At 69.4% G+C, this 15,713-nt stretch carries 12 protein-coding genes and 3 pseudogenes; 9 read left to right on the top strand and 6 right to left on the bottom strand.

The genetic code is table 11. The annotated features are described in order from the left end of the window. Positions 1-15 precede the first annotated feature (15 nt). Both ACFU9P_RS27125 and ACFU9P_RS27120 read left to right on the top strand, forming a co-directional pair. Complete coding sequence (locus ACFU9P_RS27125) at positions 16-1,701, top strand: discoidin domain-containing protein (RefSeq protein ID WP_376382758.1); 1,686 nt, start codon at positions 16-18, stop codon at positions 1,699-1,701. Between the two features lie 121 nt (positions 1,702-1,822). Beyond that, complete coding sequence (locus ACFU9P_RS27120) at positions 1,823-2,308, top strand: carboxymuconolactone decarboxylase family protein (protein WP_376382760.1); 486 nt, start codon at positions 1,823-1,825, stop codon at positions 2,306-2,308. A 71-nt stretch (positions 2,309-2,379) separates the two neighbouring features. Here ACFU9P_RS27120 and ACFU9P_RS27115 read toward each other — a convergent pair whose 3' ends face one another. Further along, the gene (locus ACFU9P_RS27115) at positions 2,380-2,853 is read right to left on the bottom strand and encodes an SRPBCC domain-containing protein (RefSeq protein ID WP_376382761.1); all 474 of its coding nucleotides are present in this window, start codon (positions 2,851-2,853) and stop codon (positions 2,380-2,382) included. Positions 2,854-3,020: 167 nt separating this feature from the next. Here ACFU9P_RS27115 and ACFU9P_RS27110 point away from each other — a divergent pair, with 167 nt between their 5' ends. The 6 genes from ACFU9P_RS27110 (at position 3,021) to ACFU9P_RS27085 (ending at position 9,616) form a co-directional block, all read left to right on the top strand. Next, the gene (locus tag ACFU9P_RS27110) at positions 3,021-3,809 is read left to right on the top strand and encodes a FadR/GntR family transcriptional regulator (RefSeq protein ID WP_376382763.1); all 789 of its coding nucleotides are present in this window, start codon (positions 3,021-3,023) and stop codon (positions 3,807-3,809) included. Between the two features lie 248 nt (positions 3,810-4,057). After that, positions 4,058-5,365 (top strand): ABC transporter substrate-binding protein, encoded by a 1,308-nt coding sequence (locus tag ACFU9P_RS27105; RefSeq protein ID WP_376382765.1) that lies wholly within the window; start codon positions 4,058-4,060, stop codon positions 5,363-5,365. Further along, complete coding sequence (locus tag ACFU9P_RS27100) at positions 5,365-6,324, top strand: carbohydrate ABC transporter permease (RefSeq protein WP_376382767.1); 960 nt, start codon at positions 5,365-5,367, stop codon at positions 6,322-6,324. The genes ACFU9P_RS27105 and ACFU9P_RS27100 overlap by 1 nt, the downstream gene beginning before the upstream one ends. After that, on the top strand, positions 6,321-7,175 hold the full coding sequence (locus ACFU9P_RS27095; protein ID WP_376382769.1) for a carbohydrate ABC transporter permease: 855 nt from the start codon (positions 6,321-6,323) through the stop codon (positions 7,173-7,175). The genes ACFU9P_RS27100 and ACFU9P_RS27095 overlap by 4 nt, the downstream gene beginning before the upstream one ends. Before the next feature lie 67 nt (positions 7,176-7,242). Further along, positions 7,243-8,457, top strand: coding sequence for a D-mannonate dehydratase ManD (gene manD, locus ACFU9P_RS27090; protein WP_384085542.1), 1,215 nt, complete (start codon positions 7,243-7,245; stop codon positions 8,455-8,457). A 253-nt stretch (positions 8,458-8,710) separates the two neighbouring features. Beyond that, the gene (locus ACFU9P_RS27085) at positions 8,711-9,616 is read left to right on the top strand and encodes a hypothetical protein (protein WP_384085539.1); all 906 of its coding nucleotides are present in this window, start codon (positions 8,711-8,713) and stop codon (positions 9,614-9,616) included. Between the two features lie 94 nt (positions 9,617-9,710). Here the strand turns inward: ACFU9P_RS27085 and ACFU9P_RS27080 are convergent. The 4 genes and pseudogenes from ACFU9P_RS27080 to ACFU9P_RS27065 all read right to left on the bottom strand — a co-directional run bounded on the left by ACFU9P_RS27080 (position 9,711) and on the right by ACFU9P_RS27065 (position 13,453). Beyond that, positions 9,711-10,240, bottom strand: a pseudogene (locus tag ACFU9P_RS27080) (TetR/AcrR family transcriptional regulator). A 25-nt stretch (positions 10,241-10,265) separates the two neighbouring features. Further along, positions 10,266-11,099 (bottom strand): annotated as a pseudogene (locus ACFU9P_RS27075) (alpha/beta fold hydrolase); the annotation flags it as partial. A gap of 461 nt (positions 11,100-11,560) precedes the next feature. Further along, positions 11,561-12,127 carry a snapalysin family zinc-dependent metalloprotease gene (locus ACFU9P_RS27070; protein WP_384085536.1) on the bottom strand — a complete coding sequence of 189 codons (567 nt, stop codon included), beginning with the start codon at positions 12,125-12,127 and terminating at the stop codon, positions 11,561-11,563. A 306-nt stretch (positions 12,128-12,433) separates the two neighbouring features. Next, entirely contained in the window at positions 12,434-13,453 is a 1,020-nt protein-coding gene (locus ACFU9P_RS27065) for a GNAT family N-acetyltransferase (RefSeq protein ID WP_384085533.1), read from the bottom strand. Between the two features lie 606 nt (positions 13,454-14,059). On the opposite strand from ACFU9P_RS27065, the gene ACFU9P_RS27060 reads away from it, so the two are divergent. Beyond that, entirely contained in the window at positions 14,060-14,785 is a 726-nt protein-coding gene (locus ACFU9P_RS27060; protein WP_376382779.1) for a dienelactone hydrolase family protein, read from the top strand. 28 nt (positions 14,786-14,813) lie between these two features. Here the strand turns inward: ACFU9P_RS27060 and ACFU9P_RS27055 are convergent. Next, positions 14,814-15,613 (bottom strand): annotated as a pseudogene (locus ACFU9P_RS27055) (IS5 family transposase); the annotation flags it as partial. Positions 15,614-15,713 lie beyond the last annotated feature (100 nt).

Raw genomic sequence — 15,713 nt, 5'->3', positions numbered from 1 at the left:
ATTGCGAGGAATCCCATGGCCGTTTCCCGACGGACCGTCATCGCGTCCGCACTGGCAGGTGCCGGAGCGGCGGTGGGCCTGGGGGCCCAGGCCCAGAGCGCTCAGGCGGCGGCCTCCCCGCCGGGAGATGTCGTCGGCAAGATCACCGTCGGCTACCAGGGCTGGTTCGCCTGCTCCGGTGACGGCGCGCCGATCAACGGCTGGTGGCACTGGTCGCAGAACTGGGGCCAGTCGCCGTCCCCGACCAACACCGCGATCGTGAGCTGGCCCGACGTACGCGACTACACCAACACGTACCGGACGGCCTATCCGGCGCTGGGCAGCGGTCAGCCGGCCGCGCTGTTCTCCTCGTACGACCAGCAGACCGTCGACACCCACTTCTCGTGGATGCAGCAGTACGGCATGGACACCGCCGCCCTCCAGCGCTTCAACCCCAACGGCGGTGAGGGCGCGACCCGGGACGCGATGGCCGCGAAGGTGCGCAGCGCCGCCGAGAGGTACGGGCGGAAGTTCTACATCATGTACGACGCCACCGGCTGGACGAACATGCAGCCGGAGATGAAGGCGGACTGGCTGAACAAGATGCAGGCGTACACCGCGTCGCCCGCCTATGCCCGGCAGAACGGCAAGCCGGTGGTGGGTATTTGGGGCTTCGGTTTCAACGAGCCCAACAAGACCTGGTCGGCGCCGGTGTGTCTGGATGTCGTCAACTGGTTCAAGGCACAGGGCTGTTATGTGATGGGCGGGGTGCCCACCCACTGGCGGAGCGGCAACGAGGACTCACGGCCCGGATACCTGGACGTGTACCACGCCTTCGACATGCTCTCGCCGTGGATGGTCGGCCGGATCGGCAACATCGCGGGCGCCGACAATTTCTACGCCAACGTCAACTCGCCCGACCAGGCACACTGTGACGCCTACGGCATCGACTACCAGCCCTGTGTCCTGCCGGGTGATCTCCAGTCGGGGCACCGCGCGCACGGCGACTTCATGTGGCGGCAGTTCTACAACATGACCCGGCTCGGGGTCGCGGGGATCTACATCTCCATGTTCGACGAGTTCAACGAGGGCAACCAGATCGCGAAGACCGCCGAGAACTCCTCGCAGATTCCGGTGGGTTCGGGTATCCGGGCGCTGGACGAGGACGGTACGGCCTGCTCGTCGGACTACTATCTGCGGCTCACCGGGGACGGCGGGCGGATGCTGAAGGGCGAACTGGCCCTGACCCCGGTCCGCCCCACCCCGCCGGGCGGCACGACTCCGCCGCCGCCGACCGGGGACCTCGCGCTGCGCCGCCCGGCGAGCGCGAGCAGCCAGACACAGAACTACGCTCCGGGCAACGCCGTCGACGGTGACAGCAACAGCTACTGGGAGAGCGCCAACAACGCCTTCCCGCAGTGGATCCAGGTCGACCTGGGCGCGGCCCGCCCGGTGAAGCGCATCGTCCTGTCCCTGCCCCCGAACCCCGCCTGGTCGACCCGTACCCAGACCCTCTCGGTCCTCGGCTCGACAGCGCCCGACGGCGGCGCCATGTCCCCGCTGAGCGCCTCGGCCGGGTACGTCTTCAACCCGTCGACCGGCAACTCGGTGACCATTCCGCTCGCGGCGGGCTCGTCGGCGCGCTACGTACGGGTGCAGTTCACCGCCAACACCGGCTGGCCGGCGGGCCAGCTCTCGGGGCTGAGTGTGTACGCGGACTGACGGTGCGTCAGCGACACCTCGGGTGCGCGGTGTCGCACGTCACACCACGGCCCTGTCACAGCGAGCGGGGCACCGGCGTCTCGTGTTCGTCAGTGCAACGACCGTGAGTGAGGACGAAGTCATGGATGCCCGATTCGACATGTTCGGCAACGAGGTCGCCGTCAAGTTCGCCAAGCGGTTCGCCAACGCGGGCCTGGTGATCCACCAGTCGCCGCTGCCGAGGTCCACGCAGGAGCTGGTGTCGCTGCGCGCCAGCCAGATCAACGGCTGCGGCTGGTGCATCGACATGCACACCAAGGAGGCCGCGGCCGCTGGTGAAACCGCGGTCCGGCTCAACCTGGTCGCCGCCTGGCGCGAGTCCACCGTGTTCACCGAGGCCGAGCGGGCCGCGCTGGCGCTCGCGGAGGAGGGCACCCGTCTCGCCGACGCCCACCATGGTGTGTCCGACGAGACCTGGGCCCAGGTGCGCGAGCACTACGACGACGACCAGATCGCCGCGCTGGTCTCCTTGGTCGCCCTGATCAACGCGGCCAACCGGCTCGCCGTGATCGTGCACCAGCGGGGAGGCTCCTACGAGCCCGGCATGTTCGCCGCCGCGTTCAACTGACCGGTGTACGAGTCCGGTCCGGGCCGGGACCATCCGGCCCGGACCGGACCGCGCCCGCGCATGCGTCGGTGTCAGCTCGTGTGACGCCCGTTCGCCTCAACGAGCTGCGCGAGGTTTGCCAGTGCCATCCGTGTGCCCGTCTCGTTGTCGGCGGCGGGCACGGAGTCGGGGATCCCGTCGTGCACGACGAGGACTTCGGTGCCGCCGTCCGTATCGGTGAGCGTGGTCGTCATCGTCATGGTGCCCTGGAGCGCGGGATCCGCGGTCTCGAACTCGAACACTTCGACCACCTGCTCGTCCGGCACGAGCGTCACGAAGTGGCCGTGGTACGTGTCGGTGTGTGAGGCCGACTTGCCCGTGCCGGTCGGCGCGTCGTAGGTGAGGGAGACGCGGAACCGTCCACCTTCGCGGGCATCGAATTCGTGCACATGGCTGCTCATGCCGGCCGGCACCCGCCACGCCGCGATCGCGTCCGCGTCCAGAAGCGCCCGGTAGACGGCCGGACGCGGGGCATTCACATGTCGGGAGACCTGCGTCGAGTACATGCGGTCAACATAGCGCTCGGGCACTCCTGCCGACCCGGAGAAATTGAACCGGCAAGTCCAGAAAATGGGGCTCGTGGAACGAGGGGCGGACCGGGTGGTGCCCCCGCCCGCCCGCTCCGCCCCGCGGGCGGCGACTCGCCTCTTGGGGACGCTGTACCCTCCTGGTTATGCCGCCTGCCCCGCCCTCGCAGTCGCACCGGGCCGCCACCGGTGCCCGGAGCGGGCTTCTCACCGAGCGCATCGCGCGTCAACTGGAGCATGACATCAGGTCCGGAGCGATCGCCGTCGGCGCCAAGCTGCCGTCGGAGCGCGAGCTCGCCGCGACGTTCGGCTCCAGCCGGAATGTGGTACGGGAGGCTCTTCAGCGGCTGGAGGCGCAGCAGCTGATCGAGGTGGCGCCGGGCCGGGGCTCCTTCGTACGGGACCAGTCGTCCGGGCAGGCCCGGGGGTACGACGCCCTCTACAGGACGGGCCGGCCCACGGTGCGCCAGCTCATCGAGGCGCGGCTGCCGCTGGAGGTGGAGACGGTCCGGCTGGCGACCCGGCGGGCGGGCGAGGACGACATCGAGGCGATGCGGGCGGCGCAGGACACACTGGAGTCGGCGACCGATGTGGTCACCAAGGCGCGCGCGGATGTCGCCTTTCATGACGCGATCGCCGTCGCCAGCGGCAACCCGGTCCTGCGGATCATGCTGTCGTCGATCAGCGGCATGATGTTCGAGATGATGCTCCGCTCCAATTCGGACCCCTCGATCGAGGAGCCGGGAGTGCCGCACCATCCCGAGATCTTCGAGGCGATCGTCGCGCGTGACGAGGAGCTGGCCTGCGCGCACATGCGGGAGCATCTCCTGCTCGGCACGCGCACCTACGGCGCCGATCTCGACCTCCAGGTGGATGTCATGGCGCGGCGGCACATCGAGCTGCTGCTGTCCGAATCCGACCACCGGACCGGATAGAGACCGGGCAAACCGGCGGCTAGCCTGCCCCTTTTCGCGCGCACGCCCGCCACCGTGTGCGCGATGTCTCGCGATATCCGGTATGCCCTTATTTGGAGTGCCGCAGATCACTCCGTCGCCGTCCGGACCAGGGTCTGGTCAGCACCCGCATGGCCTGTTAACGTCCCTGCACAGCCAAACTGGTCCTACCAGTTGGACCAGTGGCCGGATGTACGGGACGCATCACCAGCAGAGAGACGAGGACGAGGATGTCCACGAGCAGCCAGTTCCTCAGCCGGCGCGGTTTCGGCAGGCTGGCCGCCGGAGCCGCGGCGGCCGTCGGTGCCGGAGCGCTCGGCGCCTGTTCGCGCGGGGGCGGCAGACCGTCGGCGGACACGCCGCTGCGGATCATGGCGATCAATCATGTCTGGTCGCAGGCCGTCCGCCGCCGGATGAAGGAGTTCGAGGAGCGCGCCGGACGGCGGGTCTCCATGACCCTGCTCACCGCCGACCAGCTCGCCAGCAGCTACAACGTGAAGCTCAACGCCTCCGGTACCGATGTTGACGTGATGATGGTCCGCGCCCTCCAGGAGCAGCCGGTCTTCGCGCACAACGGCTGGCTCGCCGACCTCACCGACCGGGTCCACGGCGACGCGGAGTTCGACTGGCAGGACTTCCAGAAGGCGCCGCGAGGTGCCTCGGAGGCCAAGGGCAGGGTGCTGAGCGTCCCGGTGGTCACCGAGCGCCCCGCGCTGTACTACCGCAAGGATCTGGCCGACCCTCCCCGTACGCTCGACGAGCTGATGGACGCCTCCATGCGGCTCACCGACCCGGGCAAGGGCTTCTTCGGGTATGTGGGCCGCGGGCAGCGCAGCGGCGCCGTCTCCCAGTGGTCGAGCTACCTCTACTCGTACGGCGGCGACTTCGTCGTGAACGGCAGGTCCGGCATCGGCAGCCGCGCCGCGACCGCCGCGTACGAGTACTACGGCAGGCTGCTCCACGAGGCGGGCCCGCCCGGCGCCACCAATATGAGCCTGGAACAGGCCATGCCGATCTTCGCCCAGGGCAAGGCCGCGTTCTACATCGACGCCGACGCGATCTACAGCAGCTTCCTGGACCCCTCCATCTCCTCGGTGGGGAAGACCGTGGGCTTCGCGCCGTTCCCGGCGGGGCCCGCGGGTGCCCGTCCGCACAACATCCCGTCCTGGAGTCTCGGTATCAACACCTTCTCCCGACTGCGCGACGAGGCTTGGGAGTTCATCCGCTGGGCCGCGGGACCGGACATGGCCGCCGAGCTCCAGTCCGCGGGAATTCCGTGTGCCCGGCAGTCGGTGTGGTCCGATCCCGAGACGCTCGCGTCGTTCCCGCCCGATCTCGCCGAGGCGATGCGGATCAACGCGGAGCGCGGCATCGGGCACGACCGCCCGCAGGTGCTCCAGGTCGGCCGGGCCCGGGACATCGTCGGGCGCCCGCTGGTGGCCGGGATCCTCGGCAAGCCGGTGAAGCCGGTGATCCGCGACGCCGACGCGGAGTTCGCCGATTTCCTCGTCCGCGACAACCGCCACAAGGAGTCCTGATGTCCACCACCGAGGTCCGTGCGAGCGCGACGGCGCGGGACTCCGCCCGTCCGCCCCGCGGCCGGACTCCGCGCACCGTCGAACAGGCCAACCGGCGGCTGAAGTGGGCGATGCTCACCCCGGCGCTCGCCTTCGTCGGACTGATGATCGTCTTCCCGCTGGCCTTCACCATCGACCTGAGCCTCACCGACGCCTTCGGCGCGGTGAACGCCCAGAAACACCATGTGGGACTGCGGAACTTCGTGGACGCGCTCAGCGATTCCCGCCGGTTCTGGCCCGCCGTACAGCGGACCGTGATCTTCACCGTCGGAGCCGTGGCGCTGGAAACGGTGCTGGGCCTGGCGCTCGCCATGCTCATGCGCAAGCCGTTCCGTGGAATGCGCTGGGTACGGACGGTCCTGATCATCCCGCTCCTGACGACGCCCGTCGCGATCGGCATCCTGTGGCTGCTGATCCTCGACCCCACCAACGGCATCGCCAACCATCTCCTCGCCTCGGTGGGAATTCCCCGGATGGAATTCCTCGGCTCCGTGAGCCAGTCGCTTCCGACACTGATGCTCATCGATGTGTGGCAGTGGACACCGATGATGACGCTGCTCCTGCTGGCCGGGCTCACCACGCTGCCCGAGGAGCCCGAAGAGGCCGCGCTCGTCGACGGGGCCAACGCCTGGCAGCGGTTCCGCCATGTCGTCCTGCCCATGCTCGGCCCGGCGATCGGCACCGCCCTCGTCCTGCGCGCCGTGGACGCGCTCAAGACCTTCGACATCCTCTACGCCACCAAGGGCCCGGGCGGCGGCTCGGACTTCGAGGCGGAGACCCTCAACGTGTACGCGTACGGGCTCACCTTCGACTACCAGGAGTACGGTCTGGCCGCGGCCGTGCTGGTGCTGTTCACGCTCTTCATCGTCGGCGTCGTCGTGCTGCTGCGCCGCCGTTCCGGAAGGAAGGACGCCGCATGACCGCCTCCCACGCCACCGCCGCGCCCCGCGGGCGCACAGGCCGCCGCCGTGGACCGGCCTGGCTGCGCGGCGCCGCCATCACCGTGGTGACACTGATCTTCGCGCTGCCGGTCGTGTGGATGTTCGCGGCGGCCTTCAAGACGAACGTACAGGTGACCGACCCCCGGGTCGGACTGTGGTTCTCGCCCACGCTGGAGAACTTCCGCAACATCGTGGAGGCCGGCCAGATCCTGCGGTCGATGGGGAACTCGCTGCTGGTCGGAGTGGTCTCCACCGCGCTCTCCGCCGTGATCGCCGTACCGGCCGCCTGGGCGGTGGGCCGGTTCCGTATGCACCGCACCGGCTCCCTCGTCCTGGTCGCCCGTATCGTGCCCGCGATCTCCCTGCTCGTGCCCTGGTACTACCTCTTCGCGCAGATCGGGCTGGTCGGCTCGTATACCGTCCTGATCCTCAGCCAGATGTTCGTGTCGGTGCCGCTGATCATGTGGATCATGATCAGCTTCTTCGCGGGGCTCCCTGTCGAACTGGAGGAGGCCGGCCGTACCGACGGGCTCTCCGCGTTCGGCGCCTTCTGGCGGATCACCCTGCCCCTGGCGGCTCCCGGAACGGCGACGGCCTCGCTCCTGGCGTTCGTGTTCAGCTGGAACAACTTCATGTTCGCACTCGTCTTCGCCGACGACCGTACGCAGACCGTGCCGGTGGCGCTGTTCAACTTCATCTCCTACGCGAGTACCGACTGGGGCGGCCTGATGGCTGCCGCAACCCTCATCACGGTGCCGGTCGTGGTGGCCGCGGTCGTCGGTCAGAAGTACCTCGTGGCCGGTCTGACCTCGGGAGCCTCCAAGGGCTGACCGGCCGTTCCTCCCCTCACACCCCCCGACGCAGCCGGGACAGCACCGGCTCGGAAAGAGCGGATACATGAAGATCGTCGACGCGAAGGTCGTCGTCACCAGTCCCGGACGCAACTTCGTCACCCTGAAGGTGACGACCGACGATGGCCTCACCGGCCTGGGGGACGCCACGCTCAACGGCCGCGAACTCGCCGTGGTGAGCTACCTGGAGGATCATGTCGTACCGCTGCTCATAGGGCTGGACGCCCACCGGATCGAGGACACCTGGCAGTCGCTGTACCGGGGGGCGTACTGGCGCCGCGGCCCGGTCACGATGGCCGCGATCGCCGCCGTCGACGTGGCCCTGTGGGACATCAAGGCGAAGGCGGCCGGGCTGCCGCTGTACCAGCTTCTGGGCGGGGCGAGCCGTGACCGCATCCGCACCTACGGCCACGCGGAGGGCCGGGACCTCCCCGAACTCCTCGACTCGGTGCGCGCCCGGCTGAGCCAGGGCTACCCGGCGATCCGGATCCAGACCGGCATTCCCGGCCTCAAGTCGGTGTACGGGGTGCACACCACGGACACCGACGACAGGCCCGTACCGCACCAGGGGGCGAAGCCCCTTGTCGAGGACTGGGACACGGAGGCGTATCTGCGCCACATCCCACGGGTCTTCGAGGCGGTACGGGCCGAGTTCGGGCCGGAACTGGCGCTGCTCCATGACGTTCACCACCGGCTGACACCGATTCAGGCCGCGAGACTCGGCCAGGAGTTGGAGCCGTACCGCCCGTTCTGGCTGGAGGACTGCACACCCGCCGAGAACCAGGAGGCACTGCGACTGGTACGGCGGCACACCACTGTTCCGCTCGCCATCGGCGAGGTCTTCAACACCGTCCACGACTACCAGACCCTCGTCACCGAGCAGTTGATCGACTACGTACGCTCCGCCGTCACCCACTTCGGCGGTGTCACACCTCTGCGCAAGCTCTTCGACTTCGCGGCCCAGTACCAGATCAAGAGCGGCATCCACGGGCCGGAGGACATCTCGCCCGTCGGTATGGCGGCGGCCATCCATCTCAATCTGGCGGTCCACAACTTCGGCATCCAGGAGTACTCGGGCCACAACGCGCTGACCCAGGAGGTCTTCCGTCACGCCTACACCTTCACCGACGGCCATCTGCACCCGGGCGAGGCGGTGGGTATCGGGGTGGAACTGGACGAGGACCTGGCCGCGGCCCACCCCTACCGGCAGGCGTATCTGCCGGTGAACCGGCTCCAGGACGGCACGGTCCACGACTGGTGACGGGCCGCGGATGACGGGCTGCGGATGACGGGGGGGGGCTCGTCCGGGGCGCTGCGGCGTGCGGGGGTGGGGGTGGGGTGGCGTTCGGTTGTGCGGTGAGTGCCTGTCGAGTGCGGCTTTGCGCTCCGCCGAATGGCGTAACCGTCGCTGGGACGGGCGGACCGTGATTAATAACGTGGCGCCCGGCGCGTGACCTCGTGTCTGTCGGACACAGAAGGCGAGCGGTCCCATGAAACTCCCGATGTTGCAGCGCATGGCCTCGCTCACTGCGGCGACTGCGCTGCTGACGATGCTGGGCACCGTCCCCGCCGCTGCGGACGGCGCATGGCAGAAGGTGGGCGGCGACGCCCGCAGCGGCGTCAGCGGCCTCGCGTACGAGGGCCGTACCGGGGACGGAGCTGGGGTGCACGCGCTGGTTGTGCATGACAACAAGCGGTCCGGGCAGCAGCGTCTGTCCCGGATCACTCACCGGGAGGGCGCCGACGGGATCTCCCCGGTTACCTGGGACGGTGCTGAACCTGTCGACCTGGAGGCCATCGAAGCCATCCCGGGGATGCCGGGGGAGTATCTGGCGCTCGCCGGCCGCGGCATTGTGTACCGCCTGAAGGTCACCGGCTCCACGGCGACGGTCGTCGACCACTCGCCGCTGCCGGCGATCGGCGAGGGCGACGACTTCGAAAGCTTCGCACTCGTCGCCCAGAACGGGAAGCTCGCGGCCCTGTGGGCGGACCGGGGCGCCGGCGCGGATCGTCCGGCCACGCTGTACGCGGCGCCCCTGACGTTCGCCCCGTGGGGTCAGCCGCAGTTCGGCGCTGTGACGCGCCGGGCCTACCGGGCGGCGTACCCGGCCGACGCCGGCACGCGGCACATCTCCGACATCTCGGTGACCAACTCCGGCCGGATCATCACGAGTTCGGCGGCGGACGCCGGTGACGACGGCCCCTTCGAGTCGGCAGTGAGTGACGCGGGCCGGGTGGGCGTGTCGGCTGCTGGCCGGGTACGGGTCATCCTCGCGGCGTCCCCGACCGTTCTCGGGACGTTCCCGCGGTACAAGATCGAGGGAGTGGAGTGTCTGCCCGGGTCCGCCGATGCCCTCTTGGGCACCGACGACGAGAACCTGGGCGGATACGTACGGACCATGCCGTTCTGCGGAGCCTGACCCCGCTCTTCCTCCGTACGCACGTACGCACGTACGCACTCCGTACGCAACCAGGATCCTGACTCGTTGAGCGGAATCGGAACAGCCCTTGTTCTCAGATTGCGCGCAGGCCCCGGTCGGTGAAGGCGATCAGCCATTCGAAGCTTTCGTCGATGTCGGTGCTCCACTGGAAGCCGTTGGCTGCCTGGAGTGTGGCGAAGCCGTGGCAGAGGCTGCGGAGCATGCGCAGGGCGTGGTCCGCGTCGGATTCTGTGATCTCGTAGCCGCGCAGGACTGCTGTGAACGCGGCGAGCAGCCGCTGACTCGCGGCGGCCAGCGGATCGTCCGGGCCGGACGGTTCCATGCCGAGTGTCGCGGCGTACCGGCCGGGGTGTTCCAGGACGAAGGCGCGGAAGGCGAGCGCGGCGGCCGCGAGGGCGTCGCGGCCCGCGTATCCCCGGACCGCGTCGCCGACGGCGTCGGCGGCCTCGCTCAGTGCCTGGCCGCGATGCGCCGGTTGACTTCCTGGCCGCCTACGTGTTTGTACAGGGACGGGGTACGTACGCCCACCCGCTCGGCCAGCAGGCCCATCGTCAGGTTGGCGAGGCCCACCTCGTCGGCGAGGGCGGCACCGGCCGCGACCACGGCCGTCGGGTCCAGGCCGGCCCTGGGCACGGGCGGCGTCCGCTCGGAGGAAGTCGAGTATGAGCGGAACGACCTGGTCGGGGAACTGGTCGTGCGGGTAGTGCCCGGCGCCCTCGATCATCTCAAGGCGGCCGAGGCCGGAGGGCAGGGCATCGACGACGGCCGAACCCTCGGCGTGCGGGTCGGCCCAGTCGGGGTCGAGCGTGCCCATCACGACCAGGACCGGGCAGCGGACGTTGCCGAGCTGCGCGCCGGCGTCGGTCGGGGCGCTGCGGCCCATGCCCTGCATGGCCTTCATCCGGCCCGGTTCGCGCAGCAGGGAGTCGATGCGGCCGAGCCGCTCGGCCCAGTCGGCCGGCTTGACGCCGGGGTAGGCCACGTCGAGGTACGAGCACCAGAGCGGCACGCTGCCGAACGCGCCCGTGCCGAGCAGCCGCAGCATGCCCTGCCGGAAGCGCTTCACCCGCAGGTCACCGAGGCGGATCGACTGCTTGCGGGTGAACGGCGCCGGCTCGACCACCGCCGTGATCAACGAGGGCTCCTGCGCGGCGGCGATGGTGGCGGTACCGCCGGAGATCGAGTGGCCGACGAGCAGGGCCGGGCCGCCCAGGTGGCGGATCACGGCGAGCAGGTCGCCGGCGATGGCGGTGCGGCTCCAGGCAGGCCAGCCGACGCTGGACTCGCCGCAGCCGCGCAGATCGACCGCGGCGACCCGGTAGCCGGCCGCCACCAGTGGCGGGATCACGGCACGGTACGCGGCGCGGCTGTCGCCCATGCCGTGCGCGAGAACGATCAGCGGGCCGGACCCCGCCACCTCGTAAGCGATCGTGCCGCCGTCGACGGCAAGATACTCGGGCATGACATCCCCCAGGTTTGGCTAACATGGTTAGCCAAAAGCCAATCCCATTAACCAAACCTGTCAACGCCGGAATCCCCCGGCACGGCCCGGAGAAACGACGAAGCGCCGCGGAAGGGATCAGAATGCCGTCGGGGTCGGCTGGCCGGAACCAGGTCTCGCGCGTCTCGCGCGGGTCATGCCGCTGCGGCTCGGCGCAGTTCGGACCTCGGTGGCCGGATCGGCTGCCCTGCTCAAGCAGTTGGGCAGTGCGCGGGCCGTCGCGGCAGTGTTCGGCGTCACGGGCGCGCTCCGTGAACCGCTGCCGGCGGCGGGGCGTTTCAGTTGGGTGAGCGGGCCCGCGTCCTCACGCCGCCCCGGAACGCGATCCGCGCTCCGGGCCCGCGTCCTCACGCCGCCCCGGAACGCGATCCGCGCTCCGGGGCGGCGTACGGTCACTCCCGCTTGGGGTTTCGCGCCGTGTGTCAGTTCACGATCAGGGAGTTGACCGGTACTGCTCCGGCCGTCCGCGCGAACGCACCGCCGAAGTACCCTTCGACCTCGGCCTTCTCGGCCGTGTTCGGATAGGCGTTCGTGCATGAGGTTCCCGCACTGGAACCGGACATCAGGCTCGTGCACGGTCCGGGCTTGCGGTCCGGCAGGCCCAGGATGTGACCCAGTTCGTGGGACGAGATGCGGATGGTGTTGTGGCCCTCGTTCACCGCCTGGCGTCCGATGTAGACGGTTCCGTTGCCCAGGGAGGTGGTGATGGCGCGGGGCCAGCCGTTGTCCGCGAGGACCCGTATGTTGGCGCGTTGCCCGGCCGCGACCGGCCGCAGTTCGACAGCGTCGACGCTCTCGTTCCAGATCGCCGCGCCCCGGTCGACCGCGGACCTGAACTCCGCGGAGCCACTGGCGTCGTAGGTGACCACCCGCGCGGCCAAGGCTCCGTCCGCGTCCGCCACTGGGGCGGCCACGGCCTGGCCACCCATCAGGGAAAACGTCACGGCCAGGGCGGCGGCGAATCCTCCGGTCAACGTACGGACGTGCATGGTGGACCTCCTTGCAGGAAAGGTAGTCGTGCACATGACACAACTTTGGCCCCTGCTCACTGCCCAGCGAGGGCTGACACCAATCCGTCAATCCGAGGCACTCAGCCACAGGGGCGAGGCGCGGCCGCCCCGGAAGAAGCAGGTCTGCGGCAGCCGGTACGTCCCCTGCTCGATCGCGGGGACTCCAGGGCCGGTTCGACGCGCTCGCCCTGGTCGGCTGCCGGCGGATCTGCGCCGAGGGGATCTCCACCCGGGCAAGAGGGGCAAGAGGGGCAAGGTGCGGCCGGAGCGGACGTACCGTCAGTGTCAGCCGGGCTCGGTGAGGTGACCGAAGGACACCGTCGGTGTTTCCCTGCTCCCTCGCCCGGCGCCGCCGCACTGTGAGATCGGTCCGTCCAGATGCCGGAACCAGCAGGCGTCGATCACCCGGCCGTCCGGGAGCGTGTGCTGGTCCGGGCCTTCGCCCGGGACGAAACCCGCCCGGAGCAGGGCTCGCCGGCTCGCCGTGTTCTCCACCTCCGTGCCTGCCCGTACCGTGTCCAGCCCCAGATGGGCGTGGGCAAGCAGCGCCCCCGCTCCGAACAGCTCGGCGCCGAGGCCCTGTCCACGGGAGTGGGGCGCCAGCCATCCACCGATCGCTTTCTCGCCGACCGCCAGGTTGACGCAGCCCGCGTACCGGCCGTCGTCCAGGCGCACGGCGACCAGCAGCACTGAATCCTTCTGCCGCTGGGGTTCGTACGGCTGGAGCGCATCCCCGGGAAGTGACGAGAGCACCGTGTGGTTGTCGCCGGGACGCATCTCGGTCAGAGCCTGTCTGACCCTGGGATCCTCCACGACCTGCTGGGAAGTGAACCCGAGCCACCGCTGGGCCTGCGGGTCCGAAGCGGCCGCTGCCACGGCTGCCAGGTCCAGCAGGTTGTCAGGTGTGTAGAGCAGCAGGCGCCCGGTGCGGATGGTGTGCCGGTGGTGCCCGCACGCACCGGGGAACGGAAGCATGACTTCCGCCCGCCTGCGCCGTAGACGTGACCAGACCATTTGTGCCCCCCCAGCGAGAAGCCTGACGTACCGCGACACCGTGAACGAGCGGCCCGCCGAGAATCTACCCCGGCGCACCGCGCCCGAGCACTGAGTTCCACCGTGCTCGGCCATCCGCTCGATGAGGTCGTCCATGGCACGGTCCAGGCTGTCCAGCAGGACCATCGCCGCGGTCAGGGGAAGCACCGTACCCAGGCACTCCTCTGCCTTGCCCGCCGTCGAGCCGAAATCGTCTTCGCGATGTTCCTCGACAGAACCTTCCACCGACCATCGGCGGGCAGTAGTGGTCATGTGATCAATGGCTCCGCCCACAACGCGACCTGGTCGATCTCGACATCGACCCCGACCACGGGATGGCTGCAGTCGTCGCCCTTGGAATCCGTCCGTACCAGCGTGCTCAGCAGACAACGTCGGGGGGCGCGTCTGCTGGGCCGGCAGTTGTATTCGTCCCGGCCCTTCTACGGCGGAGCGGCCGCCCGTCAGCCGCTTCAGTCCCCGCCCACGCCTCCACAGGATGAGTGCCTGTTTGCAAAGCTCCGGTGCGCGTTTGCCCAGCTCAGAATTCGAACGGAGGGGCTTCGGTGGCAAGGTCGGCGGCTGACGGGCCGACCTCGGTTTGCTGGTTGTCCCGTCTCTCGCAACGTTCTCGCTGTCTCACGTGACCTTGGTGGATTCGTGGCCGGTCTCGGAGATCGTGTATCCGCCGGTCCCCCGGCGGAAGAGCCGGCAGGTCCGCCTCCAGCACCGTGGCCAGGGCGGGCGATCACGCTGCCACGGGAACGGGGTTTGTGAGGGATCTTGTGAGCTATCACCGCATTTCAGAGGCACACCCGCGCTGTTCTGCCAGCGGTGAACACCGGCCCAACCGGGCTCGACGAATCACTACCGTCCAGTCTCATGACGACGGTTACAACACGCACGGTCGCGTACCCGGCCGACGGCCTGACGATGACCGGGCACCTCGCGCTCCCCGCCGGTGTCGACCGCCGGCCCGCAGTGCTGCTCGGACCAGAGGGCCCGGGGCTCAGCGACGTCGAGCGCCGCCGGGCCGACGCGCTCGCCGAGCTGGGATACGTAGTGCTGGCCTTCGACCTCCACGGCGGGCGCTATTTGAGCGACCCCGAGGAGATGCTGGCCCGTTGCCTGCCGCTGCTCGCCGACCCCGACCGGATGCGGGGCATAGGCCACGCGGCGCTCGACGTGTTGCGCGCCGAGCCGCGGACCGACCCCGACCGGATCGCGGCCGTCGGCTACGGCACCGGAGGCGCCATCGGTCTGGAACTCGGGCGCGACGGCGTCAACCTGCGCGCGATCGGGACAGTCAACGCACTGACCACGGGCCGACCGGGCGAGACGGCGCGCATCCGCTGCCCGGTGTGGGCCGGGGTCGGGTCGGAAGACCCGATCATGCCGCCCGCGCAACGGGACGCGTTCACCGCCGAGATGCAGGCCGCGGGCGTCGACTGGCGCCTCGCGGTCTACGGCGGCGCCTTGCACGCCTTCCACCACCCGACGGTCGACCACCCCGTGGTCCCCGGCGTCGGCTACCACCCACGGCATGCGCAGCGAGCCTGGCGCGACGTCGTCGGCCTGCTCGCCGAGTGCCTGCCTGCGACGGAGTGATCTGGTCGGGATTTCCTGTACGCATACCTCCGGCGGGGGCCGGTCGGACATGAGAAAGTTCGCGGGGAGATGGCCTTGGGGGAGTGAGGGTGGCGACGCTGACCAGCGTCGTCATGAGGGTCAGTCGCGGTGGGTTTCGCGGGAGTCCGGCTGGCCGCTTCGGCGGGAGGATCGGCGGGTGATTCGCCTGGTTATCAGGGTGATAGCGGCCCAGGTGATCAACGTCTCAGAGTGCTGGATCAGTTGGGTCACGAGCTGTCCGGCATAGCCGGAGTCGGCCCAGGCGATGGTGGTTTCGGGGTGCATGAGCCGCAGTCGGAAGAGAACTTCCTTCGCGGCGTCGCGGTCGGTCATGTCGGCCGGGGTGACCATGACGAACAGCGGCAGGCCCTTGGTGTCGACCACGAGGTAGCGTTTGCGGCCGTTGATCTTCTTCGCTCCGTCGTAGCCGCGGGAGTCGCGTCCGACGGTCTCGGAGGCCTTGACTGGCTGGGAGTCGATTACGGTGGCGACCGCTCCGGGGGATCGGCCCATCTCGCGGCGGATGCGTTTGCGGAGCTGGTCACGGATCTGTCCGACGATGCCGGCGGCGGCCCAGCGGGCCATGAATCCGTAACAAGTGCGCCAGGGCGGGAAGTCCTTCGGCAGGGCCCGCCATTTGCAGCCGGTGTCCACGACGTAGCGGATGGCGTCGACGATCTCCCGCCTCGGGTGCTTCTCCGGGCGCCCGCCGGTGCGGGTGTCGCAGGCCGGGACGGGCAGCAGTGGTTCGATCAGCGCCCACTCGTCGTCGTAGGTGTCGGAGGGGTAGCAGCGTTTGCGCGGCAACGTGGTCCCTCCTGTCCAGAACGTGGTGGGGCAGCGCGCAAAGAGGAGTCGGGACAACGAGTACGAGGTGCGGGGTGGATCGGTAGAGCACGTGGAGGAG

The sequence above is a fragment of the Streptomyces sp. NPDC057617 genome, from assembly GCF_042800555.1.
In the GTDB taxonomy this organism is placed as follows: Bacteria; Actinomycetota; Actinomycetes; order Streptomycetales; family Streptomycetaceae; genus Streptomyces.
Note: the sequence above shows the minus strand (reverse complement) of the source record. Positions and strands in the feature narration are given on the sequence as shown.

Excerpts from the sequence above, each read along its gene's own strand:
- ACFU9P_RS27125 (WP_376382758.1), top strand. The coding sequence starts at position 16 with ATGGCCGTTTCCCGACGGACCGTCATCGCGTCCGCACTGGCAGGTGCC.
- ACFU9P_RS27120 (WP_376382760.1), top strand. The coding sequence starts at position 1,823 with ATGGATGCCCGATTCGACATGTTCGGCAACGAGGTCGCCGTCAAGTTC.
- ACFU9P_RS27115 (WP_376382761.1), bottom strand. The coding sequence starts at position 2,853 with ATGTACTCGACGCAGGTCTCCCGACATGTGAATGCCCCGCGTCCGGCC.
- ACFU9P_RS27110 (WP_376382763.1), top strand. The coding sequence starts at position 3,021 with ATGCCGCCTGCCCCGCCCTCGCAGTCGCACCGGGCCGCCACCGGTGCC.
- ACFU9P_RS27105 (WP_376382765.1), top strand. The coding sequence starts at position 4,058 with ATGTCCACGAGCAGCCAGTTCCTCAGCCGGCGCGGTTTCGGCAGGCTG.
- ACFU9P_RS27100 (WP_376382767.1), top strand. The coding sequence starts at position 5,365 with ATGTCCACCACCGAGGTCCGTGCGAGCGCGACGGCGCGGGACTCCGCC.
- ACFU9P_RS27095 (WP_376382769.1), top strand. The coding sequence starts at position 6,321 with ATGACCGCCTCCCACGCCACCGCCGCGCCCCGCGGGCGCACAGGCCGC.
- manD (WP_384085542.1), top strand. The coding sequence starts at position 7,243 with ATGAAGATCGTCGACGCGAAGGTCGTCGTCACCAGTCCCGGACGCAAC.
- ACFU9P_RS27085 (WP_384085539.1), top strand. The coding sequence starts at position 8,711 with ATGGCCTCGCTCACTGCGGCGACTGCGCTGCTGACGATGCTGGGCACC.
- ACFU9P_RS27070 (WP_384085536.1), bottom strand. The coding sequence starts at position 12,127 with ATGCACGTCCGTACGTTGACCGGAGGATTCGCCGCCGCCCTGGCCGTG.
- ACFU9P_RS27065 (WP_384085533.1), bottom strand. The coding sequence starts at position 13,453 with ATGACCACTACTGCCCGCCGATGGTCGGTGGAAGGTTCTGTCGAGGAA.
- ACFU9P_RS27060 (WP_376382779.1), top strand. The coding sequence starts at position 14,060 with ATGACGACGGTTACAACACGCACGGTCGCGTACCCGGCCGACGGCCTG.